General features: G+C 56.8%; 16 protein-coding genes, 4 tRNA genes and 1 pseudogene. All 21 read left to right on the forward strand.

Going from position 1 to position 20,756, the window contains the following annotated elements:
- The first annotated feature begins 27 nt into the window (after positions 1-27).
- The 21 genes and pseudogenes from IPM50_10660 to rpoB all read left to right on the forward strand — a co-directional run bounded on the left by IPM50_10660 (position 28) and on the right by rpoB (position 20,744).
- Entirely contained in the window at positions 28-2,268 is a 2,241-nt protein-coding gene (locus IPM50_10660; protein ID QQS32131.1) for a TonB-dependent receptor, read from the forward strand.
- Positions 2,269-2,378: 110 nt separating this feature from the next.
- Positions 2,379-4,061 carry an energy-dependent translational throttle protein EttA gene (ettA, locus tag IPM50_10665; protein QQS32132.1) on the forward strand — a complete coding sequence of 561 codons (1,683 nt, stop codon included), beginning with the start codon at positions 2,379-2,381 and terminating at the stop codon, positions 4,059-4,061.
- 101 nt (positions 4,062-4,162) lie between these two features.
- Positions 4,163-4,990: a hypothetical protein gene (locus IPM50_10670; GenBank protein QQS32133.1), complete on the forward strand. Its 828-nt coding sequence runs from the start codon at positions 4,163-4,165 to the stop codon at positions 4,988-4,990.
- Positions 4,991-5,031: 41 nt separating this feature from the next.
- The gene (locus tag IPM50_10675; protein QQS32134.1) at positions 5,032-5,319 is read left to right on the forward strand and encodes a hypothetical protein; all 288 of its coding nucleotides are present in this window, start codon (positions 5,032-5,034) and stop codon (positions 5,317-5,319) included.
- 65 nt (positions 5,320-5,384) lie between these two features.
- Entirely contained in the window at positions 5,385-6,278 is an 894-nt protein-coding gene (gene xerD, locus IPM50_10680) for a site-specific tyrosine recombinase XerD (GenBank protein ID QQS32135.1), read from the forward strand.
- A 40-nt stretch (positions 6,279-6,318) separates the two neighbouring features.
- A complete protein-coding gene (locus IPM50_10685; GenBank protein ID QQS32136.1) occupies positions 6,319-7,008 on the forward strand; it encodes a 2Fe-2S iron-sulfur cluster binding domain-containing protein in 690 nt (229 codons plus the stop codon).
- Complete coding sequence (locus IPM50_10690) at positions 7,005-7,991, forward strand: xanthine dehydrogenase family protein subunit M (GenBank protein ID QQS32137.1); 987 nt, start codon at positions 7,005-7,007, stop codon at positions 7,989-7,991. The genes IPM50_10685 and IPM50_10690 overlap by 4 nt, the downstream gene beginning before the upstream one ends.
- Positions 7,988-10,183, forward strand: a complete 2,196-nt coding sequence (locus tag IPM50_10695; protein ID QQS32138.1) for a xanthine dehydrogenase family protein molybdopterin-binding subunit — start codon at positions 7,988-7,990, stop codon at positions 10,181-10,183. Before IPM50_10690 ends, IPM50_10695 begins: the two co-directional genes overlap by 4 nt.
- A 115-nt stretch (positions 10,184-10,298) precedes the next feature.
- A tRNA-Tyr gene (locus IPM50_10700) sits at positions 10,299-10,386 on the forward strand.
- A gap of 46 nt (positions 10,387-10,432) precedes the next feature.
- Positions 10,433-10,508 (forward strand) — tRNA-Gly (locus IPM50_10705).
- Between the two features lie 16 nt (positions 10,509-10,524).
- Positions 10,525-10,599 (forward strand) — tRNA-Thr (locus IPM50_10710).
- A 64-nt stretch (positions 10,600-10,663) separates the two neighbouring features.
- A pseudogene (gene tuf / locus IPM50_10715) lies at positions 10,664-11,849 on the forward strand (elongation factor Tu).
- Positions 11,850-11,931: 82 nt separating this feature from the next.
- The gene (rpmG, locus tag IPM50_10720) at positions 11,932-12,084 is read left to right on the forward strand and encodes a 50S ribosomal protein L33 (GenBank protein ID QQS32139.1); all 153 of its coding nucleotides are present in this window, start codon (positions 11,932-11,934) and stop codon (positions 12,082-12,084) included.
- 62 nt (positions 12,085-12,146) lie between these two features.
- Positions 12,147-12,222: transfer RNA gene (locus IPM50_10725), tRNA-Trp, on the forward strand.
- A gap of 25 nt (positions 12,223-12,247) precedes the next feature.
- Positions 12,248-12,487, forward strand: coding sequence for a preprotein translocase subunit SecE (gene secE, locus IPM50_10730; GenBank protein QQS32140.1), 240 nt, complete (start codon positions 12,248-12,250; stop codon positions 12,485-12,487).
- Positions 12,488-12,499: 12 nt separating this feature from the next.
- Entirely contained in the window at positions 12,500-13,060 is a 561-nt protein-coding gene (gene nusG, locus IPM50_10735; protein ID QQS32141.1) for a transcription termination/antitermination protein NusG, read from the forward strand.
- Positions 13,061-13,186: 126 nt separating this feature from the next.
- The gene (rplK, locus tag IPM50_10740; GenBank protein ID QQS32142.1) at positions 13,187-13,615 is read left to right on the forward strand and encodes a 50S ribosomal protein L11; all 429 of its coding nucleotides are present in this window, start codon (positions 13,187-13,189) and stop codon (positions 13,613-13,615) included.
- 102 nt (positions 13,616-13,717) lie between these two features.
- Positions 13,718-14,410 (forward strand): 50S ribosomal protein L1, encoded by a 693-nt coding sequence (locus IPM50_10745; protein ID QQS32143.1) that lies wholly within the window; start codon positions 13,718-13,720, stop codon positions 14,408-14,410.
- A 59-nt stretch (positions 14,411-14,469) separates the two neighbouring features.
- The gene (locus IPM50_10750; protein QQS32144.1) at positions 14,470-15,222 is read left to right on the forward strand and encodes a 50S ribosomal protein L10; all 753 of its coding nucleotides are present in this window, start codon (positions 14,470-14,472) and stop codon (positions 15,220-15,222) included.
- 304 nt (positions 15,223-15,526) lie between these two features.
- Positions 15,527-15,922 carry a 50S ribosomal protein L7/L12 gene (gene rplL / locus IPM50_10755; protein QQS32145.1) on the forward strand — a complete coding sequence of 132 codons (396 nt, stop codon included), beginning with the start codon at positions 15,527-15,529 and terminating at the stop codon, positions 15,920-15,922.
- Positions 15,923-16,301: 379 nt separating this feature from the next.
- Complete coding sequence (rpoB, locus tag IPM50_10760) at positions 16,302-20,744, forward strand: DNA-directed RNA polymerase subunit beta (protein QQS32146.1); 4,443 nt, start codon at positions 16,302-16,304, stop codon at positions 20,742-20,744.
- The last annotated feature ends 12 nt before the right edge of the window (positions 20,745-20,756 follow it).

Consider the following 20,756-nt stretch of genomic DNA (forward strand, 5'->3'; position numbering starts at 1 on the left):
ATCGTGCGTATTCTCCTATTAACATTGATGCTCTTCTCAGCGGCAGCGGGCGTGCGGGCTCAGGGTGTCAGCGGGACCGTGACCGACGCGAACGGTGCGGTGATCCCCGGCGCGAGGCTTACGGTGAACGACGACGGCAAGGTAATTGAGCGAACTAGCACGAATGCAGAAGGTGAATTCACACTCAGCGAGGCCTCGCGGGGCAAGGCTCTGGCGGTGCGGGCGACGGCGTTTGCCGAGCGAACATTGACCGTTCCCGTCGACGCCGCTGAGCCGCTTCGCATCGTTCTCGATGTGTCTTCGGTTGAAACCAATGTCACCGTCACCGTCACCCGAACCGAGGAAGATTCACTCAACGCCAGCATTGCGGTGATCACTATCGACAGCCTCGGCGTGACCGCGGCTCGGACTGCGGATGACACGCTTCGACAGATCCCCGGTTTTCAGCTTTTTCGGCGTAGCGGGAGCCGGACGACAAACCCGACCGCACAGGGTGCAAACCTACGCGGCGTGTCGGGCAGCGGTGCGTCGCGGACCACTGTTTTGTTCGACGGTCTGTCGCTGAATGACGCGTTCGGCGGTTGGACGTATTGGTCGCGTGTGCCGATGATCGCGGTCGAGCAGATCGAGGTTTTCCGCGGCGGTGCGAGTTCGTTTTACGGCAGCGGCGGCCTTAGCGGTGCGATAAATATCGTTCCCGTAAAGCGTAGCGGAGAGAAATTTCTGCTCAAAGCCGAAACCTCGGCCGCGAGTCAAAACACGGGCGATCTGAGTGCTTTGCTGCTCGCTTCACGCGGCCTTTGGCACGTCGATCTGATCGGCGACGTGTTCAGAACCGGCGGCTACATTCCTGTCGAAGAAGCATCCCGCGGCAGCGTTGATACGCCCGCAGCGTCGCGGCACGGGAGTTTGATATTGAAGATCGGCAGGAGTTTTGGCGAAACGGGCCGCGTTTTCGCACGCGGCAACTTGTTTCGCGAACGCCGCGACAACGGCACACGCCTGACCGACAATCAGACGAATTTCCGCCAGCTTGCGTTCGGTGCCGATGCGGCGTCACAGCGTTACGGCGAGATGCAATTTCGTGCTTTCGGCGAGCGGCAGGTTTACGATCAGACATTCTCCGCCGTCGCCACGGATCGGGAAAGCGAAACGCTGACGCGGCTGCAGCGAGTGCCTTCGAACGCCGTCGGAGCGAGCATTTTCTGGCGAAAACGGCTGTCCGATCATTCGTTCGCGGCGTCTGCCGAAATGCTGCGAACCCGCGGTTTCAGCGACGAGGTCGGCTACATTGCAGGAGATCCTGCGAACGTCAGCCGATCGGGCGGCGAGGCACGCGACCTGTCATTTTTTATACAAGATAATTGGAAAGCTCTGCCGAAATTTTCTCTCAATCTCTCCGCACGCATCGATGCGCGGCAAAATTCTGACGGCATCGCGACGACGCGAACCATCGCAACCGGCAATGTCACAGAGACGCGTTTTCCCGACCGCAGCGATACATCATTCAGCCCGCGCATTGCCGCCGTTTTCGACATCAATGATGCCGCGGCTGTTTATGCGTCATACGCACGGTCGTTTCGAGCACCGTCGCTGAACGAGCTTTACCGCGGCTTTCGCGTCGGCAACATTGTGACGGAAGCAAACGCGTTCCTAACGCCTGAGCGTGCGAACACGTTCGAGGCCGGCGGCAGCTATTCGCTGACAAACCCGACGCTGATACTGCGTGCGAGCGTCTATTCGACGCGCGTCATCGATCCCGTCGTCAGCATAACGACGTCGTCCACGCCGACGCTCATCACGCGGCAGCGGCGGAATGTCGGTTCGACGCTGAGCCGCGGTTTCGAGGCGGATATGCAGTTTTGGCCGATGGCGAAACTGAAACTAAACGCGGGCTATCTCTTCGTAGATGCAAAGATCAGCAGCTTTCCCGCCGATCCGGCACTCGTCGGCAACGCTCTGCCGCAGGTCGCCCGCCACAGTTTTACCGCACAGGCTCGATACGACATCGGCAGACGCTGGAACGTATCGACGCAGCTACGAGCTTCGTCGTCGCAATTTGAGGACGACCGAAACACGCTGCTGCTCAGAAAATATTTCACCGCCGACGCCCGTGCCGCGCATAAATTCTCTGACGCCGTCGAGGCGTTACTCGCTATCGAGAACCTTTTCAATTCACGCTATGACATCGGCCGAACGCCCGTCCGCACGATCGCCGCACCGCGTTCCGTCCGCCTCGGCTTGCGTATCAATTTACCCAAGCGATAGATTAGGAGTTTGCGATTTGAGCCACAGAGAGCACCGAGGTCTCCGAGGGTGACTGATCAGTATCAAGATTCCTCAGTGACCTCTGTGTTCTCTGTGGCAATAGTTTTTTTATGACCGAACCGAACAAGATCATCTTTTCGATGGTCAAAGTATCAAAGTTTTACGACAAAAAGCCCGTTCTGAAGGACATTTATCTGTCTTTCTTCTACGGTGCAAAGATCGGCGTTTTGGGCCTGAACGGTGCAGGCAAATCGAGCCTGCTGCGGATCATCGCCGGCACTGACAAGGAGTTCAACGGCGAGGTCGTTTTTTCAAAAGGCTATTCGGTCGGCTATCTCGAACAGGAGCCAAAGCTCGACGAATCGAAGACCGTCCAGCAGATCGTTGAAGAGACCGTTCAATCGACCGTCGATCTGCTGAAGGAATACGAGGAAATTAACGCGAAATTTGCCGAGCCGATGGACGACGACGCGATGAACGCGCTGATCGAACGCCAGGGCGAGGTTCAGGAAAAGCTCGACGCGGCGGATGCTTGGGACCTAGATTCGCGGCTCGAGATGGCGATGGACGCGCTTCGATGTCCGCCGCCGGATACGCCGATCAAGAACCTTTCGGGCGGTGAAAAACGCCGTGTCGCTCTGTGCCGTCTGCTGCTGCAAAAGCCCGACATCCTGTTGCTCGACGAGCCGACGAACCACCTCGACGCCGAGACGGTCGCGTGGCTCGAACAGCACCTGCAGCGTTACGAAGGCACGATCATCGCCGTAACGCACGACCGCTATTTCCTCGACAATATCGCCGGCTGGATACTCGAACTTGACCGAGGCGAAGGCATCCCGTTCAAGGGAAATTACTCGTCCTGGCTCGAACAGAAACAGGCACGGCTCGCTCAGGAACAGAAGTCTGAGGACAAGCGTGCCAAGACGCTCGAACGCGAGCTCGAATGGATCCGTATGTCGCCGAAAGGGCGTCATGCGAAATCGAAAGCGCGCATTAACGACTACGAAAAGCTCGTCGCGACCGAATCCGAAAAACGCAGCGAGGAGCTCGAGATCTTCATTCCGCCCGGCGAACGTTTGGGCGATACGGTCATCGAGGCGCACGGCGTTTCGAAAGCATACGGCGACAAACTGCTTTTCGAGAACCTCGAATTCTCGCTGCCGCCGGGCGGCATCGTCGGCGTGATCGGCCCCAACGGCGCCGGCAAGACGACGCTGTTTCGGCTCATCACGGGACAAGACCAGCCCGACAGCGGCACGTTCAAGGTCGGACCGACCGTGAAGCTCGGCTACGTCGATCAGTCGCGTGATTCGCTTGCGGACGATAAGACAGTTTGGGACGAGATATCTGACGGGCTCGATATCATTCAGCTCGGCAAGCGCGAGGTGAATTCGCGGGCGTATGTTTCGCGGTTCAATTTTTCAGGCTCTGATCAGCAAAAGCGCGTCGGCCAGCTTTCGGGCGGCGAACGCAACCGCGTGCATCTCGCCAAGATGCTGAAATCGGGTGCCAACGTCATTCTGCTCGACGAGCCGACGAACGATCTGGACGTGAACACGATGCGTGCGCTCGAAGAGGCTCTGGAGAACTTCGCGGGCTGCGCCGTCGTAATATCACACGACCGCTGGTTCCTCGACCGCATCGCGACGCACATCTTGGCGTTCGAGGGCGACAGCCATGTTGAATATTTTGACGGCAATTACAGCGAGTACGAGGCCGATCGCAAACGCCGTCTCGGCCACGACGCGGATCAGCCGCACCGCATCAAATACCGAAGTTTGACGCGTGCGTAGATCTCTTCAGTGGATAGTGACAAGTTGATAGTGGATAGTTACAAATCGTCACTTCACCTTAAAACTATCTACTGAAGTTTTTGGATCTCCCCGGATTCAAAATGCACTTTTTTATACGACTTACGATCTCGTGCGCATTTGCCGGAGTTATAGCGGCGTGCGGCGGCAAGGTCGAAACACCGCAAAATATCGAAGCGACGGCGCAATTGCCGCCGCTTTCATCGCCTTCGCCGACGCCGACCCCGGAAACTCCCGATCTGCAGGCTGAATTGACCGACAGCAAATACGCCGAGACGTCGTCGCCGATCGGCAAATTCGATTTCCGCAATTTCAAATACGAGCTTCCACGCGGTTGGCAAAATCCTGATGGCACGACGGACATAGAACTTCAAAACGGGAAGGCAGAGCCTGTCGCAAAAGACCTGGCCCCGAGCAATGTCGAAGCCGCGGAGATCGCAGATAAGAGCCGGCAGCGTATCGGTATGTCGCTCGTTTCTGTGAAATATTTCGATGCCACCGGCGACGGAAATGATGAGGCAGTCGTCGTGCTCAAGATCGAAACAGGCGGAGCCGCCATTCCGCAGATCGTTTACGTTTTCGGGTGGAAAGATGAAAAGCCGGAGCTTTTGTGGCATTTTCGCACAGGCGACCGGGCCGAAGGCGGCTTGAAATGCCTTGCTCCGAAAGACGGCATGCTCGCCGTCGAGCTTTACGGGCAGGACCGCTTCATTCTCGGTCAGATCGAAACCGGCCGCATCGAGGACGACCGTCCGCAGATCTGCTGCCCGACGCACTACACGCGTTCCGTTTATAAATGGAACGGCAAAAATTTCCTGATTCAGGGCAAACGTCTTACATTTCCTATCGACGACCCCGCCGCACTGCCCGTTGAGAACATGGGCGAAAAGGTATCGCAAAAGAAGAAATAAGAGTAAACTGCGACTTGAGTTTATTCGTAAGAGGTTTCAGTATGGGCAACTCAAAACGTCTTATTTTCTTGATCGCCGCGGCAGCTGTGCTGCTGGCGATACCGGCGATCGCGATGATATTCACCGCTGAAGTGAATTGGACAGCGTTGGATTTCGTGGTCGGCGGCGTACTGTTGTTTGGAACGGGAATCCTCTGTGAGCTTGCGTTGCGGCTGCTGCAAAAGACATCGCACCGCATGATAGCATGCGCCGTGATACTGCTGGCGTTGTTCATCATTTGGGCAGAGCTCGCTGTGGGAATCGTCGGAACGCCATTCGCCGGTAGTTAAGGAACGAATTCAGATCTCAACCAATTTATCGATAGTATATCCGCTCGCTGTTATAATGACGGTGAATGCGCGACCTTATCCGCGAATACATCACATACGCCCGCGTTGAAAAGGGCCTCGCCGCGAATTCGCTCAACGCCTACGAGGCGGATCTGCGGCGGTTCGAGCGTTGGGCGGAAGATTGCGGCATCGCTCTGACGGCGATGACGCGCGTTGACCTGCGCGAATGGCTCATGGACCTGGCGGCGAGAGGTTTGGCGGTGAATTCGCGTCGGCGAATGATCAGCAGCGTTCGGCGTTTTTATGCTTTTCTGCTTGCCGAGGAGCATATCACTGCCGATCCCGCAGACGACCTTACCTCGCCGCAGCAGGGCGTTCATCTGCCGAAATTCCTAAACACGACTGAGATCGAAATGCTGTTCGCTGTGCCGGACGTTTCGACTCTTTCAGGCCTGCGCGATCGTGCCATTCTTGAGCTGATGTATGCCTGCGGCCTGCGTGTTTCTGAGGTGGTCGATCTGCGAATCCAAGATATCGACATAGACGGCGGCATTTTGACCGCAACGGGAAAAGGCTCGAAAACACGCAAAATTCCCGTCGGCACGTCCGCCGCCGAATGGGTGAAAAGCTATCTCGCGGCACGGCGAAAGGCCGGCAACAACAGCGTTGACGTCAGTCCGCAGCTTTTCGTTTCAGAACGTGGAGCACCGCTGACGCGCCAGCATATCTATCTGATGATCAGCGAATACGCTGAAAAATGCGGGCTCGAAGGCGTTTCGCCGCACACGCTGCGGCATTCTTTCGCGACGCATCTCGTCCAAAACCGCGCCGACATACGCAGCGTCCAACAGATGCTCGGCCACGCCGACATTTCCACCACGCAGATCTACACGCACATCACCGGCGCACACCTGAAAAAGGCATACGAGGATTTTCATCCGCGCTCGAAGAAGTCATAGAGCCCGCGATCATGCTAAAATTGTGGTTCCATACAATTTTATGCATGACGAGATAAAACTTCCTGACGAACGGGAGCTTTTGGGTGAAGGCTCGCGGCGAGATTTCCTGAAAAGGTCTGCACTTGCGGGCATCGGTGCGGCGGCGATAACGCTGATGGATGTCGTTCCCGCAGTTGCCAGCGAACCTGCGGTCGAGGGCGGCATCGCGGTCGAAAAGCTCACCGTAAAGCTCAGCATCAACGGCAAAGAACACAGCTTGCCCATTGATACGCGGACATCGCTGCTCGACGCCATGCGTGAACAGCTTGAGCTGACGGGCTCGAAAAAAGGCTGCGATCACGGCCAATGCGGTGCGTGTACGGTCATCATCGACGGGCGCCGGGAGCTTTCGTGCTTGACGCTTGCCGCAATGTGCGGCGAACGCCGCGTTACGACCATCGAAGGACTCGCCGACGGCGAAAAACTGCATCCGATGCAGGCTGCATTCGTCGAATTCGACGGCCTGCAGTGCGGCTATTGCACTCCGGGGCAGATATGTTCGGCTGTCGCGATGCTCGACGAAGCGAAGCGTGGCGACGTGAGTTACGCTACCGAAAACCTCGCCGCGGGCTCGCCGAAACTGACAAAAGCTGAGATCAAGGAACGCATGAGCGGCAATATCTGCCGCTGCGGTGCTTATCCGAACATCGTCGCCGCGATCGAGGAAGTCCACGCAGGAGGTGCGAAATGAGGCCATTTGCTTTCAAACGCGTTTCTGCACCTGCCGATGCCGCAAAGCTCGTCGCCGCGAACCGCAACGCGCGTTTTATCGCGGGCGGAACGAACCTGATCGACCTGATGAAAGAGAACGTCGATCGGCCTGATGAGCTTGTCGATATCTCGCGGCTCGAACTCGCAGCGATACGGCGAACTCCGGACGGCGGCGTCTCGATCGGAGCGTTGGCGAAAAATTCCGACACGGCGAACAATCCGCTCGTCCGCAGCCAATTTCCGCTGCTTACGCAGGCAATTCTCTCCGGTGCGTCGCCGCAGATACGCAATATGGCGACGAACGGCGGCAATCTGCTGCAGCGGACGCGATGTGCTTATTTTTACGACCTCGGGACGCGGTGCAATAAGCGTCAGCCCGGCTCCGGCTGCGGTGCGAAGGACGGCCTGAACCGCTATTCCGCCGTATTCGGATGGAGCGATTCTTGTGTGGCCGTGCATCCGTCAGATATGTGCGTCGCTCTGGCGGCGCTCGACGCGGTGGTTAACGTTCGTCAGCCGGACGGCAAGGAGCGAAAGATAAAATTCGCCGACTTTCACCGCCTTCCCGGCGACTTGCCGGAACTCGACAATAACCTCTCGCATGGCGAACTGATCACATCGATCGACATTCCGAAAAGCAATTTCGGGCAGAATACCTATTATCTAAAGGTCCGCGACCGTGCGAGCTATGCATTCGCACTCGTCTCCGTCGCGGCCGCGGTCGAGCTGGACAAAGGCGTGATAAAGCAGGCCCGCATCGCTCTTGGCGGCGTCGCTCATAAACCGTGGCGTTGCACCGAAGCCGAGCGTTTTCTCGCCGGCAAAAAGCTCGATGCCGCGATCCTCAAACAGGCCGCCGACCTCGCGGTAAAGGACGCAAAGCCGCTTTCTGACAACGCGTACAAGGTCCGGATGACGCAGCGTTCGGTCGAGCGTGCATTAAGGAGGGCAGCTAAAATATGAGGCAGGACGATCTGAGACGACAGCCGAGCCGCGTCGATGGACGTGCGAAAGTGACGGGAAAGGCAACGTATATCGCCGAATTTCGCTTCCCGAATATGGCGTACGGCTATCTTGTGCAATCCACGATCGCGAAGGGCAAAATTCGCGATATCGATACAGCGGAAGCAGAAAAACAGCCCGGCGTGATAAAGGTGCTCTCGCACAAGAATCTGCCGAAACTCGCCGTGCCGACGCCGGCTCCGGACGCCATACCGAGGCCTTTTTATGCGTTGACGAGCGACGAGATACGTTTCAATGCCCAGCCGATCGCCGTCGTCGTCGCCGAGACGTTTGAAGAGGCCCGCTATGCCGCGTCGCTTGTCAAAGTGACGTATGAACAGGCTTCACACGCGACCGACCTTCGCGGCGTTCTGGGCAGTGCATTCGTGCCCGGCCGCGAACAGCCCGACCGCGGCAAGCCCGAAGATGCGTTCGCCGCCGCCGAATTCAAGGTCGAGGCGGAATACTACATACCCATCGAACACCACAATGCGATGGAGCCGCACGCGACGGTCGCGAATTGGGAAGACGGCAAGCTGACCGTTTACGACAAGACGCAGGGAATTCAGGGAACGACAGGCTATCTGGCGACGGCGTTCGGCATCGAAAGGGCAAACATTCGCGTGCTTTCGCCTTTCGTCGGCGGTGCTTTTGGTGCGGCTTTGCGGCCCGGGCCGAATCTGATCGTCGCGGCGATGGCGTCGCGCGAATTGAAGCGTCCCGTAAAGGTCGTCTATTCACGCCGCCAGCTTGCGACAGCGCACGGCTATCGCCCCGAATCGATACAGAACATAAAGGTCTCTGCCGACAAGGACGGCAAGCTGACGTCGATCATCCATCAGGCGGTTCACAACACGTCCGCATACGAGAATTTTTCCGAAGGCCTCGTCGGCGTTTCCCGCGGGCTTTATGCCTGCCCGAATGTGCGGACGGTCGCAAAGATCGCGCGCACCGATCTGCAGACGCCGCTTTGGATGAGGTCGCCGGGCGTGGTTTCGGGCATTTTCGCTCTGGAATCGGCGCTCGACGAGCTTTCGTACAAGCTGAAGCTCGATCCGCTCGAACTCCGCCTGCGAAATTACGCCGAGACCGACCCCGAAACAGGAAGGCCGTTTTCCAGCAAGGAGCTCCGCGAATGTTACAAACAGGGAGCTGAGCGTTTTGGCTGGAGCAAGCGCAACCCCGAGCCGCGGTCCATGCGCGACGGAAAATATCTCGTCGGCTGGGGCCTCGCGACCGGAACCTGGCCCGCAAGCCAGGCACCTGCATCGGCTCGCGTGATCTTGAATGCCGACGGCACGGCCCGCGTCGAGAGCGGCACGACCGACATCGGTCCCGGCACATACACGACGATGACGATCATCGCGTCGGAGGTTCTGGGGCTGCCGATCGAAAAGATCACGTTCGTGCTCGGCGACAGCGATATGCCGCCGACGCCCGGGCAAGGCGGTTCAACGACGACCTCGAGCGTCGGCACCGCTGTTAAAGAGGCGAGTGAATTGGCGTTGAAAGCGCTTGTTGACGCCGCGAACGCCAAAGAAAATTCGCCGTTTCGCGGCGTGGCTTTCGATCAGCTCGTTTTCGAGAACGGTTCGGCCGCGGTAAAGGGACGCCCGGAAACCCGCCGCAGTTTTCAGGACATATTAAAAGGACACAGCGAGAGCAGCATTTCGGTGCTCCACCGTTCTGCACCCGATGCGGCCGAACGCGGCAAATACCTGATCGCCTCGCACGGCGCTCAATTCGTCGAGGTCAAGGTGGACGAAGAAATAGGGCAAGTTCGCGTCACCCGCGTCGTTCAGGGTACGGCGGCCGGGCGAATAATCAACCCGAAGGGAGCACACAGCCAGGAAATGGGCGGCGTCGTTTGGGGCATCGGCATGGCGTTGATGGAGCATACTGAGGTCGATCACAAGCTCGGCCGTATCATGAATCCGAACCTTGCCGGCTATCACGTGCCCGTAAATGCGGATATCGGCGTCATCGAAACGATCTTTGTTCCAGAAGAGGACAAGATAGTTAATCCGCTCGGCGCAAAAGGCCTCGGCGAGCTCGGTTTGGTGGGAATTCCGGCTGCGATCGCCAACGCGATCTATCACGCTACGGGAAAACGCATCCGTAGCCTGCCGATCACGCCTGACAAGCTGATCTGATACAGCGCCGAAATAACGCTGTTTTGGCGCTTGCGCGCTATTTACTGTTTAGATATCATTGGAAATTTGCCAATTGGCTCTAAAAGCCGGTTATGGCATCTTAACAATTTGGTTTGCATGGGTGGTCGAGTGGTTAATGGCACCGGGCTGTAAACCCGGCGGAGTAACATCCTACGTAGGTTCGAATCCTACCCCATGCACCATTAGGCCTTGGAATTTCAGATCGCGTATTTGAGATTCCGGAAATGGGCGGGAGTAGCTCAGTTGGTAGAGCGTCAGCCTTCCAAGCTGAATGTCGCGAGTTCGAGCCTCGTCTCCCGCTCCATTGATTTTGGCGGTTCGCCCAAGTAGCTCAGGGGTAGAGCGCTTCCTTGGTAAGGAAGAGGTCACGGGTTCAAATCCCGTCTTGGGCTCCAGAAGTTGGTAAATGGGCCTCGGACCGTTGGTTCAGAGATCTGAAATTTAGAGAAGAGGAAGCAAATGAGCAAAGAGAAATTCGATCGCAGCAAGCCGCACGTGAACATCGGTACGATCGGTCACGTTGACCACGGGAAGACGACGTTGACGGCGGCGATCACGAAAGTGATGTCAAAGCACAACCCGAAGATGGTGGTGCGAGCGTTTGACAGTATTGACAACGCGCCGGAAGAGAAAGCGAGGGGCATCACGATCGCGACAGCACGTTGAGTATGAGACGGCGAACCGCCACTATGCACACGTTGACTGTCCGGGCCACGCTGACTACGTGAAGAACATGATCACGGGAGCGGCACAGATGGACGGAGCGATCCTTGTGGTGGCAGCGACGGACGGCCCGATGCCGCAGACGCGTGAGCACATCCTCTTGGGCCGCCAGGTAGGCGTGCCTTCGATGGTGGTGTTCATGAACAAAGTGGACATGGTCGATGACGAAGAGCTGCTGGAGCTTGTCGAGATGGAAGTTCGCGAACTTCTCTCGTCGTATGAGTTCCCGGGCGACGAGATCCCTGTAGTAAGGGGCTCGGCACTGAAGGCCCTGGAAGGCGATCCGGCATGGGAAGCAAAGATCGACGAACTGATGCAGGCAGTGGATGACTACATCCCGACACCCGCACGCGAGACGGACAAGCCGTTCCTGATGCCTGTCGAAGATATCTTCACCATTCAGGGACGCGGAACGGTCGCAACGGGACGTATCGAACGCGGAGTGATCAGCGTGAACGAGCCTGTGGAGATCGTGGGCATCAAAGAGACACGCAACTCCGTTGTAACGGGCGTCGAGATGTTCAAGAAGCTTCTTGATTCGGGAATGGCAGGCGACAACGTCGGACTGCTGCTCCGCGGTGTTGAGCGTAAAGAGATCGAACGCGGACAGGTCATCGCCAAACCGGGCTCGATCACGCCGCACACGAAGTTCAAGGCAGAAGCATACGTCCTCACGAAAGAAGAGGGCGGACGCCACACGCCGTTCTTTACGGGCTATCGTCCGCAGTTCTACTTCCGTACAACTGACGTAACGGGCGTAGCACACCTGCCGGCAGGCGTCGAGATGGTGATGCCGGGCGACAACATCCAGATGGAGATCGAGCTGATCGCACCGATCGCCATGGAAAAAGGACTCCGCTTCGCTATCCGCGAAGGCGGCCGCACCGTCGGTGCCGGCACCGTGTCGGAGATAGTTGAATAAAAGTCAGTTGTCAGTTGTCAGTTGTCGGTCGCCGGAAAAAGGCACTGACAACTGGCTGCCGGCAACCGGCGACTGAGGAAGTATGCCGAGAGATAACATAATTTTGCAGTGCACGGAGTGCAAAGAGCGCAACTACGTGACGACCAAGAACAAAAAGAACACGCCCAACAGGCTGGAGTTCAAAAAGTTCTGCCGTCGCTGCCGCAAGCACCAGCTGCACCGCGAGAATAAATAGTAATTCGCAGTGCAAAATGCACAATTATCGCATTTATCATTTTGCACTTTGCATTTGGTCTTAGGGGTATGGTGTCAATGGTTAGCATGGAGGTCTCCAAAACCTTAGGTCCGGGTTCGAGTCCTGGTACCCCTGCCATTTGAAGCATTTAGGAGAGACTTAGGTGTCAGAAGCAGCCTCGATAGAGGGAAAAAGAAAAGAAGGCGTCGGCGAATTCATACAGAAAACGCGCGCCGAGCTCGATAAAACGACGTTCCCGTCGTCCAGCGACGTAAAAGGAACGACGATCATCGTGCTGATCTGCGTCGTATTTTTTGCGGTCTATCTGTTCTTGGTCGATAAAGGATGGGTTTACATTCTCGAAGGCCTGACGTGGCTCGTCAACAAGATCGCGGGCGTCTAAGGGATATTTGAAATGAAACAGTGGTATTTCATACACACGTATTCCGGGCACGAGAATAAGGTCGTCGAAAGCCTCAACGCGCGTATCCGCGACCTGGAACTTGCCGAGCTGATCACGGGCGTTCTGCTCCCGAAAGAAAAGGTCGTAGAGCTTCGCGGCAACAAAGAGGTCGTTTCCGAGCGAATGTTCTATCCGGGCTATGTGCTGGTCGAGATCGAATGTGACGATTCCGGCAAGATACCCGACAACGTTTTTCACGCGATCAAATCGACGCCGAAAGTGACGGGCTTCCTCGGCGGCCGCCAGCCGACGCCGCTTTCGCAGGCAGAGGTCGATCAGATCGTACACAATATCGAGGTCGCGACCGAAAAGCCGAAACCGAAGTTCACCTATCAGGTCGGCGAGGTCGTGCGTATCAAATCGGGGCCTTTCGCCAGCTTTACAGGCAAGGTCGAAGAGGTCAACGAGGACAAAGCGCTTCTCAAGGTCTCGATCACAATTTTCGGGCGTTCTACGCCGTATGAACTTAGTTTCCTTGAGGTGGAAAAGGTCACCTTTGCGGAAGAGAATTAACCGTCGGGGACGCAGGCTGCCAGCCTGCATCTCCCGGCAAAATGAGGACATTCCCGGGCGAAAGTTCGGGATCGTAAATCGAAGAAGGAGAAGAATTCAGGCAAGGCTGCCTGCGTTCCGACAAGAATGGCAAAGAAGATAGAAGGTTACATTAAGCTGCAGATACCTGCGGGCAAAGCAAATCCGGCTCCGCCGATCGGCCCGGCTTTGGGTCAGCACGGCGTCAACATCATGGAATTCTGCAAGGCGTTCAACGCCAAAACGCAGAACGACGACCCGGACATGAAAATTCCGGTGGTCATCACGGTTTACGCGGACCGTTCGTTCACTTTTGAAACGAAAACACCGCCGGCCGCGGACCTGCTCCGCAAGGCGTCCGGCATCGCGAAAGGCTCGGGTAAACCGAACCGCGAAAAAGCGGGAACGATCTCTAAGGCTCAGATCGAAGAGATCGCCAAAAAGAAGATGCAGGACCTGAACACGACGAACCTCGAATCCGCAATGCGGACCATCGAAGGAACGGCGAGGTCAATGGGACTGACAGTCGAAGGTTAAGGTAAAAGGAAAAAGGTAAAAGGAAAAACTATTTTTGCCTTTTGCCTTTGACCTTTCTCCTTGGGAGAGCAGCAATGCTGCTCGTTATTACCTGGAGGTAAAATGAAAAGAGGCAAGAAATATCGAGCCGCGCTCGAAAAGATTGAGCACGGCAAAAAGTACACGCTTGACGAAGCGATCGGCAAACTGAAAGAGATCGCTTTCGCCAAGTTCGACGAAACGGTCGAATTGACAATGTGGCTGGGCGTTGACCCGCGTAAAGCGGATCAGCTGGTTCGCGGTACGGTCGTGCTCCCGCACGGACTCGGCGGAGCGGCAAAACGCGTGGTCGTTATCGCACAGGGCGACAAGATCCGCGAGGCCGAGGAGGCCGGTGCGGACATCGCAGGCGGCGACGACATCGTTGACAAGATCAAAGGCGGCTGGCTGGATTTTGACGCACTCATTGCGACGCCCGACATGATGGGCAAGGTCGGCCAGTTGGGTAAGGTCCTCGGTCCTCGAGGCCTGATGCCGAATCCGAAAACAGGCACAGTTACGATGGACGTGAAAACGGCCGTCGAAGAAACGAAGGCAGGTAAAGTGGAATACCGCGTCGACAAGACGGGCGTCATCCACACGCCGGTCGGCAAAGTGTCTTTCGATGAGACAAAGCTCGCCGAAAATACAAAGGTTCTGATCAACGCGGTGATGAAGGCAAAGCCGACCACCGCAAAAGGCCGTTATCTGAAAAAGATCAATCTGGCCGCGACGATGAGCCCGGGCGTTCTGCTCGATGAGCTGTCGTATATCTAAGTGAGGAGGCTTTGGCAGCAGATGTCCGCACAAACGGGCACGCTGCCGAGAGTTAAAAAATGAAATCAAGAGAAACAAAAGCAAACGACCTGGCCGTCCTCACCGAATCGCTGCAGAATTCCAAGTCCGCGATGGTGATGAGCTTTACAGGGCTCACGGTCGCCAAGGATCAGGAATTTCGCAACGCTCTGCGTGAGGCAGGCGCACAGTATCAGGTAGTAAAGAACACGCTGGCACGCATCGCCGTCAAAGGCACGCCGTATGAAGGCGTGACCGACGCGCTGAAAGGCGTGACCGCGATCGCATGGACCGAGAATGATCCCGTCGTGCTGTCAAAGGCAGTGACGAAGTTCATGAAGGACAACTCGGACATCTACACCTTCAAGTCCGGAGTTGTCGATGGAAAGGTCGTCGATCTCGGCCAACTGACCACGATCGCGAACCTGCCTTCGAAAGAAGAACTCATCTCGAAACTGCTTTACGTGCTCAACGCACAAGCACAGCGTATCGTCACGGTCATCAACGCGGTTCCGCGCGACCTTGCGGTCGTGATCAAGCAGATCGGCGAGCAGGAAGGCCGTGCAGCGGGAGAGCCCGCTGCAGCCGCAGAAGCACCGGCTGAAGAGGCAGTAGCAGAAGCTCCTGCGGAAGAACCGGCAGTTGAAGCAGCGGCAGAAGAAACTCCGACGGCAGAAGCACCGGCTGAAGAAGCCGCGGCAGAAGCACCTGCTGAGGAAGCACCTGCGGAGGAAGCACCTGCTGAAGAAGCACCTGCTGAAGAAGCTCCGGCAGAAGAGCCGGCAGCGGAATAGGTTTTTGAGATCTGGTGTTCTCAAAGGAATTTGAGATATCAGATCTTGAATTTGAAAAAATGCGGACGGCGGCGTCCGCAAACAGCCGTACTCAAGGAAAACGAGCCGAGTGATTTGTCAGGTCGCTTGGCTTCGGACGGCCGAAGAAAGGAGATGCAGCCCGTTCTTTGAGCGTCCCTGGGTTCTAGCGGCAAATACGCGGTAAATGGTGAATCGCAATTAGTAAATAGAGCTTTTCTATTCACGATTTACTATTAACTATTTACTAAGAAACAGAACCCTAAACAGGAGATAGATAAAAATCATGGCAATTACAAAAGACGACGTAGTCGAATATTTGAAGAACATGTCGCTTCTCGAAGCGTCAGAATTGGTCAAGGAACTCGAAGAGGTCTTCGGTGTTTCGGCAGCGGCAGCAGCGGCTCCGGTAATGGTGGCAGCGGCCGGTGCAGGCGCAGGCGATGCCGGCGGTGCAGCTGAAGAGAAAGACTCGTATGATGTCGTTCTCGCTTCGGCCGGCGGCAACAAGATCGCCGTCATTAAGGTCGTCCGCGAAGTTGTCGCGGGCCTCGGCCTCAAGGAAGCCAAGGATCTCGTCGACGGCGCTCCGAAAGCCCTCAAAGAAGGCGTTTCGAAGGCAGAAGCCGACGATATCAAGGCAAAATTGACCGAAGCCGGCGCAACCGTCGAGGTCAAATAACCTTTTCGACGATACGGATCGGGGCCGTGTTTCGGCACGGCCCCTAGTTTTCCTTGCGCGCTTGACGCAAATAGGACTATACTTATCGTTTCACGTAAATTGCCTCTTGCCCGGCGTGGGACGGAGCGATATCAGCGTGGAATTGGCAGCGGCGATGGAATGGGCCTAAAGGCCTGTAAACGTGGGGAGTGAGTGTCTCTTTTTTGGCACGCCCGAAAATTATATTCACAGCGATAGCTGCTGAAAAGCGGTCTGGGCATCGTTTGCCCTAGGCCGCGTTTGCCGTCTTTACCGAAAGGGCGAGTGCTTTTTCAACGGGGTAATCCTAGCAGTAAAGGCCGCCGAAATCAATAGGTTTTTTTGAACCCGCTAAATTCATATGATCAATAATCCTCTTCAAAATTCACCGAACGGGCTGGGGCTCAGAACGAGCCGTTCGCCGGAGCGCGTAGATTTTTCAAAGATCTACACCACGGCACAGATCCCGAACCTGATAGAGGTACAGCGAGAATCCTATAACCGCTTTCTGCAGATGGACCTGATCCCCGAAGAAAGGGACCACATCGGCCTGCAGTCGGTTTTCTCGTCAATTTTCCCTGTCTCGGATTTTCGCGAGACCGCGACGCTGGAGTACGTCGAATATCAGATCGGCAACTGGCAGTGCAAGTGCGGCAACCTCGAAGGCCTCGAGCATCTGCGGTCCAACTGTAAGAACTGCTCGGCAAAGATCAAGGTCGATCCGTTCAACCCGGCCGAAGTGCTTTGTAAGAACTGCGGCATCTTCAACGCCGTCCGCCCGAACCTCTGCAACAACTGCGGCGAGCCGGTCGGCCTGAAGCACAAGCACGACCAGCAGGAATGTCAGGAACGCGGAATGTCGTACAGCGTGCCGCTGAAGGTCAAGATCCGCCTGACGGTCTTCGACAAGGACGCCGAGACCGGCGTTTCGACCGTTCGAGATATCAAGGAAGAGGACGTTTTCTTTGGCGAGATACCGCTGATGACCGACAACGGTACGTTCATCATCAACGGAACCGAGCGCGTCATCGTATCGCAGCTTCACCGCTCGCCCGGCGTTTTCTTCAAGGGCGACCGCGACGAATTTCTGGCGAAGATCATCCCGTACCGCGGCTCGTGGGTCGAATTCGAATACGATCAGAAAGAGATCCTCCACGCACGCTTGGGCAAACGCAAGCTCATCGCGACGTCGTTCCTCCGCGTGCTCGGCCTGTGGCTAAATCCGCAGATCGACATGAAGACCGTTTCGGACAGCATTCTGGAGCAGGTCGTCAAGGAAGCGGAATTCAGCGATGCCGAGATACTGAAGCTTTTCTACACGACCGACGAGATCGAGATCGATAAAGGCAACGTCTATTTAAAGGTCAAAGAGGACGGCAAGACGCATCTCGTAGGCCTGCGCGCCGATGAGGACATCAAGGATAAGAAAGAGGACGTTGTCCGCAAGGGCAAAAAGATCACTAAGATGGCGCTCGCCGAACTGCAGCGTATGGGCACGTCCCGCGTTGCCGTAATGGCGGCCGACCTTGAGGGAGTTTACGCCCTCGACGACATCATCAATACCGAAACAGGCGAGGTCATCGTCGAATCGAACACCGAGATCACCGCGGGCAAACTGCAGCAGATCATCGAAGAAGGCGTTTCGAACCTGACCGTCTTTTTCCCGAAGCAGGACGAGATCGGCGAGATCATCTCAGCGACCATTCGTAAAGACCCGATCAAAAAGCCCGTTGACGCACTGCTCGAGATCTACCGCAAGATGCGTCCCGGCGATCCGCCGACCGTTCCGACCGCATATCGGCTGATCGAGGGAATGTTCTTTGATACGCGCAGATTCGATCTGTCGCGGGTCGGGCGCCTCAAATTCAATATCAAGATGGGCCGTCCTGAAAAGGACCGCATCAACGATCCGCTGCTGCAGCCGACGGATTTCCTCGACGTGGTGAATTATCTGCTTCGCATGAAACGCGACAGCAATCATTATTCGCAGGACGACATCGACCACCTGGGCAACCGCCGCGTACGCGCGGTCGGCGAACTCCTGGAAAATCAGTTCCGCATCGGCCTCGAACGCATGGAACGCGCTATCAAGGAGAAGATGTCCATACAGCAGGACATGAACACCACGATGCCGCGTGACCTGGTCAACGCAAAGCCGGTGACCGCCGCGGTCCGCGAGTTCTTCGGTTCGTCGCAGCTCTCGCAGTTCATGGACCAGACGAATCCGCTGTCCGAGATCACGCACAAACGCCGCCTGTCGGCGCTCGGGCCGGGCGGACTTTCGCGTGAGCGTGCGGGCTTTGAGGTTCGCGACGTTCACCCGACGCACTACGGCCGCATCTGCCCCATCGAGACGCCTGAAGGCCCGAACATCGGACTCATCTCGTCGCTGTCGTGTTTTGCACGCATCAACGAATACGGCTTTATCGAATCGCCCTACCGCAAGGTCGTTGACGGCCGCGTTATCGAATACGTGCTCGTCCAAAACGGCGGCGATACGAAATTCAAGCCGGGCGATCACGTACCGCTCGAAGATGTCGAGGCAGCCAACAAGAAGATCAAGGACGGCAAAAAGGCAGAATTCGACCCGCATCCGTTCTATCTGACCGCGTGGGAAGAGGACCGCTATATCATCGGACAGGCGAATATTGAGCTCGACGAAAAGGGTTTTCTTGTTAACGAGCGCAACGCCGCCCGTCAAAAAGGCGAGTTCATCACGGCTGACAAGCTGGAGATCCAGTACATGGACGTCTCGCCGAAACAGCTCGTTTCGGTGGCAGCGTCGCTGATCCCGTTCCTCGAGAACGACGACGCCAACCGTGCTCTGATGGGCTCGAACATGCAGCGTCAGTCCGTTCCTCTGCTCCGTGCCGAGTCGCCGTATGTCGGCACCGGTATGGAAAAGATCGCCGCACGCGACTCCGGTGCGGTGGTCGTAGCAAAACGAAACGGCGTCGTTGACTACGTTGACAGCGAACGCATCATCGTCAAGGCCGACCATCAGGTTGACGGCACCATCTCCCGCGAGGTGACCGCCGACATCTACTCGCTGGTCAAATTCAAGCGTTCGAATCAGAACACCTGTATCAACCAGCGTCCGATCGTTTCTGTCGGCGAACGCGTCCGCAAGGGACAGGTCATCGCCGACGGCCCGTGTACCGACCGCGGCGAACTCGCCTTGGGCCGCAACGTGCTGGTGGCGTTCATGCCGTGGCGCGGTTACAACTTTGAGGATGCCATCCTCGTTTCCGAGCGTCTCGTGAAGGACGATTTCTACACCTCGATCCACATCGAGGAACTTGAGATCGAGGCTCGCGACACCAAGCTCGGCCCCGAAGAGATCACCCGCGACATCCCGAACATCGGCGAGAACATGCTTCGCGACCTCGACGAATCGGGCATCATTCGCATCGGTGCTCAGGTCAAGCCGGGCTCGATCCTCGTCGGCAAGGTCACGCCCAAGGGCGAGACGCAGCTGACCGCGGAAGAAAAACTGCTCCGTGCGATCTTCGGTGAAAAGGCAGGCGACGTAAAGGACGCCAGCCTGACTTGTCCTCCGGGCATCGACGGCACCGTCGTTGACGTGCAGATCTTCACCCGAAAGGGCCAGGACAAGGACAGCCGCAGCCTGGACATCGAGGGAATGGAAGAAGAAGCGCTTCACCGCGACCTCGAGGACGAGATCCGCATCCTGCAGGAACAGCGTGACGAGCGAATCTATGAGCTTTTCGACGGCCGCAAGCTGACGAAGGACCTCGTTGACGGCAAGGACGTCCTGATCAAAAAGGGCGAAACGCTCTCGCGTGAAAAGCTGCACGGCATCGACACCAAGCTGCTCCGCAAAGCGGAGGTCGCCGCCGGTTCCATCGACATCACAGGCGAGATCAAGGAATACGAACAGCGTACCGAACGCCAGATCAACATCCTTCGCGACATCTACGACGAAAAGATCACCAAGCTCAAGCAGGGCGACGAACTGCCGCCGGGCGTGATCAAGATGGTCAAGGTCTTCGTCGCGATGAAGCGCAAGCTTTCGGTCGGCGACAAGATGGCCGGCCGGCACGGTAACAAGGGCGTCATCGCACGCATCCTGCCCGAAGAGGATATGCCGTATCTGCCGGACGGAACTCCGGTCGAGATAGTGCTCAATCCGCTCGGTGTGCCTTCGCGTATGAACGTCGGGCAGATACTGGAAACGCACCTCGGCTGGGCCGCACGCGTTCTGGGCCTGCATTTCGCGACGCCCGTTTTCGACGGTGCCAGCGAGGCCGAGATCAAGGAATACATCAAGCAGGCGAACGGCAAATTTGACGAGCTGGGCCTGCGGCCTTCGGTCGGCCCATCGGGCAAAACGAAGCTCTACGACGGCCTGACCGGCGAGATGTTCGAGCAGAAAGTGACCGTCGGTTACATATATATGCTCAAATTGTCGCACCTGGTTGACGACAAGATCCACGCACGTTCCATCGGCCCGTATTCGCTGATCACGCAGCAGCCGCTCGGCGGAAAGGCTCAGTTCGGCGGACAGCGTTTCGGCGAAATGGAGGTGTGGGCACTCGAAGCATACGGTGCGGCGCACATCCTGCAGGAACTGCTCACCTGCAAGTCGGACGACGTCGCCGGCCGCTCGAAGATCTACGAGACCATCGTCAAGGGCGTCTCGGATTTCGAGCCCGGCATCCCGGAATCGTTCAACGTGCTCGTCCGCGAACTTCAGTCGCTCGGACTCGACATCGAACTCATCGAAAAGGTCGATCCGGAAGAAGTGGTAGCCGGCGTGGATACATTGGTTGGAGTAGATTAATGGTCTAGGAAG

This window comes from Acidobacteriota bacterium, assembly GCA_016700075.1.
In the GTDB taxonomy this organism is placed as follows: Bacteria; Acidobacteriota; Blastocatellia; order Pyrinomonadales; family Pyrinomonadaceae; genus OLB17.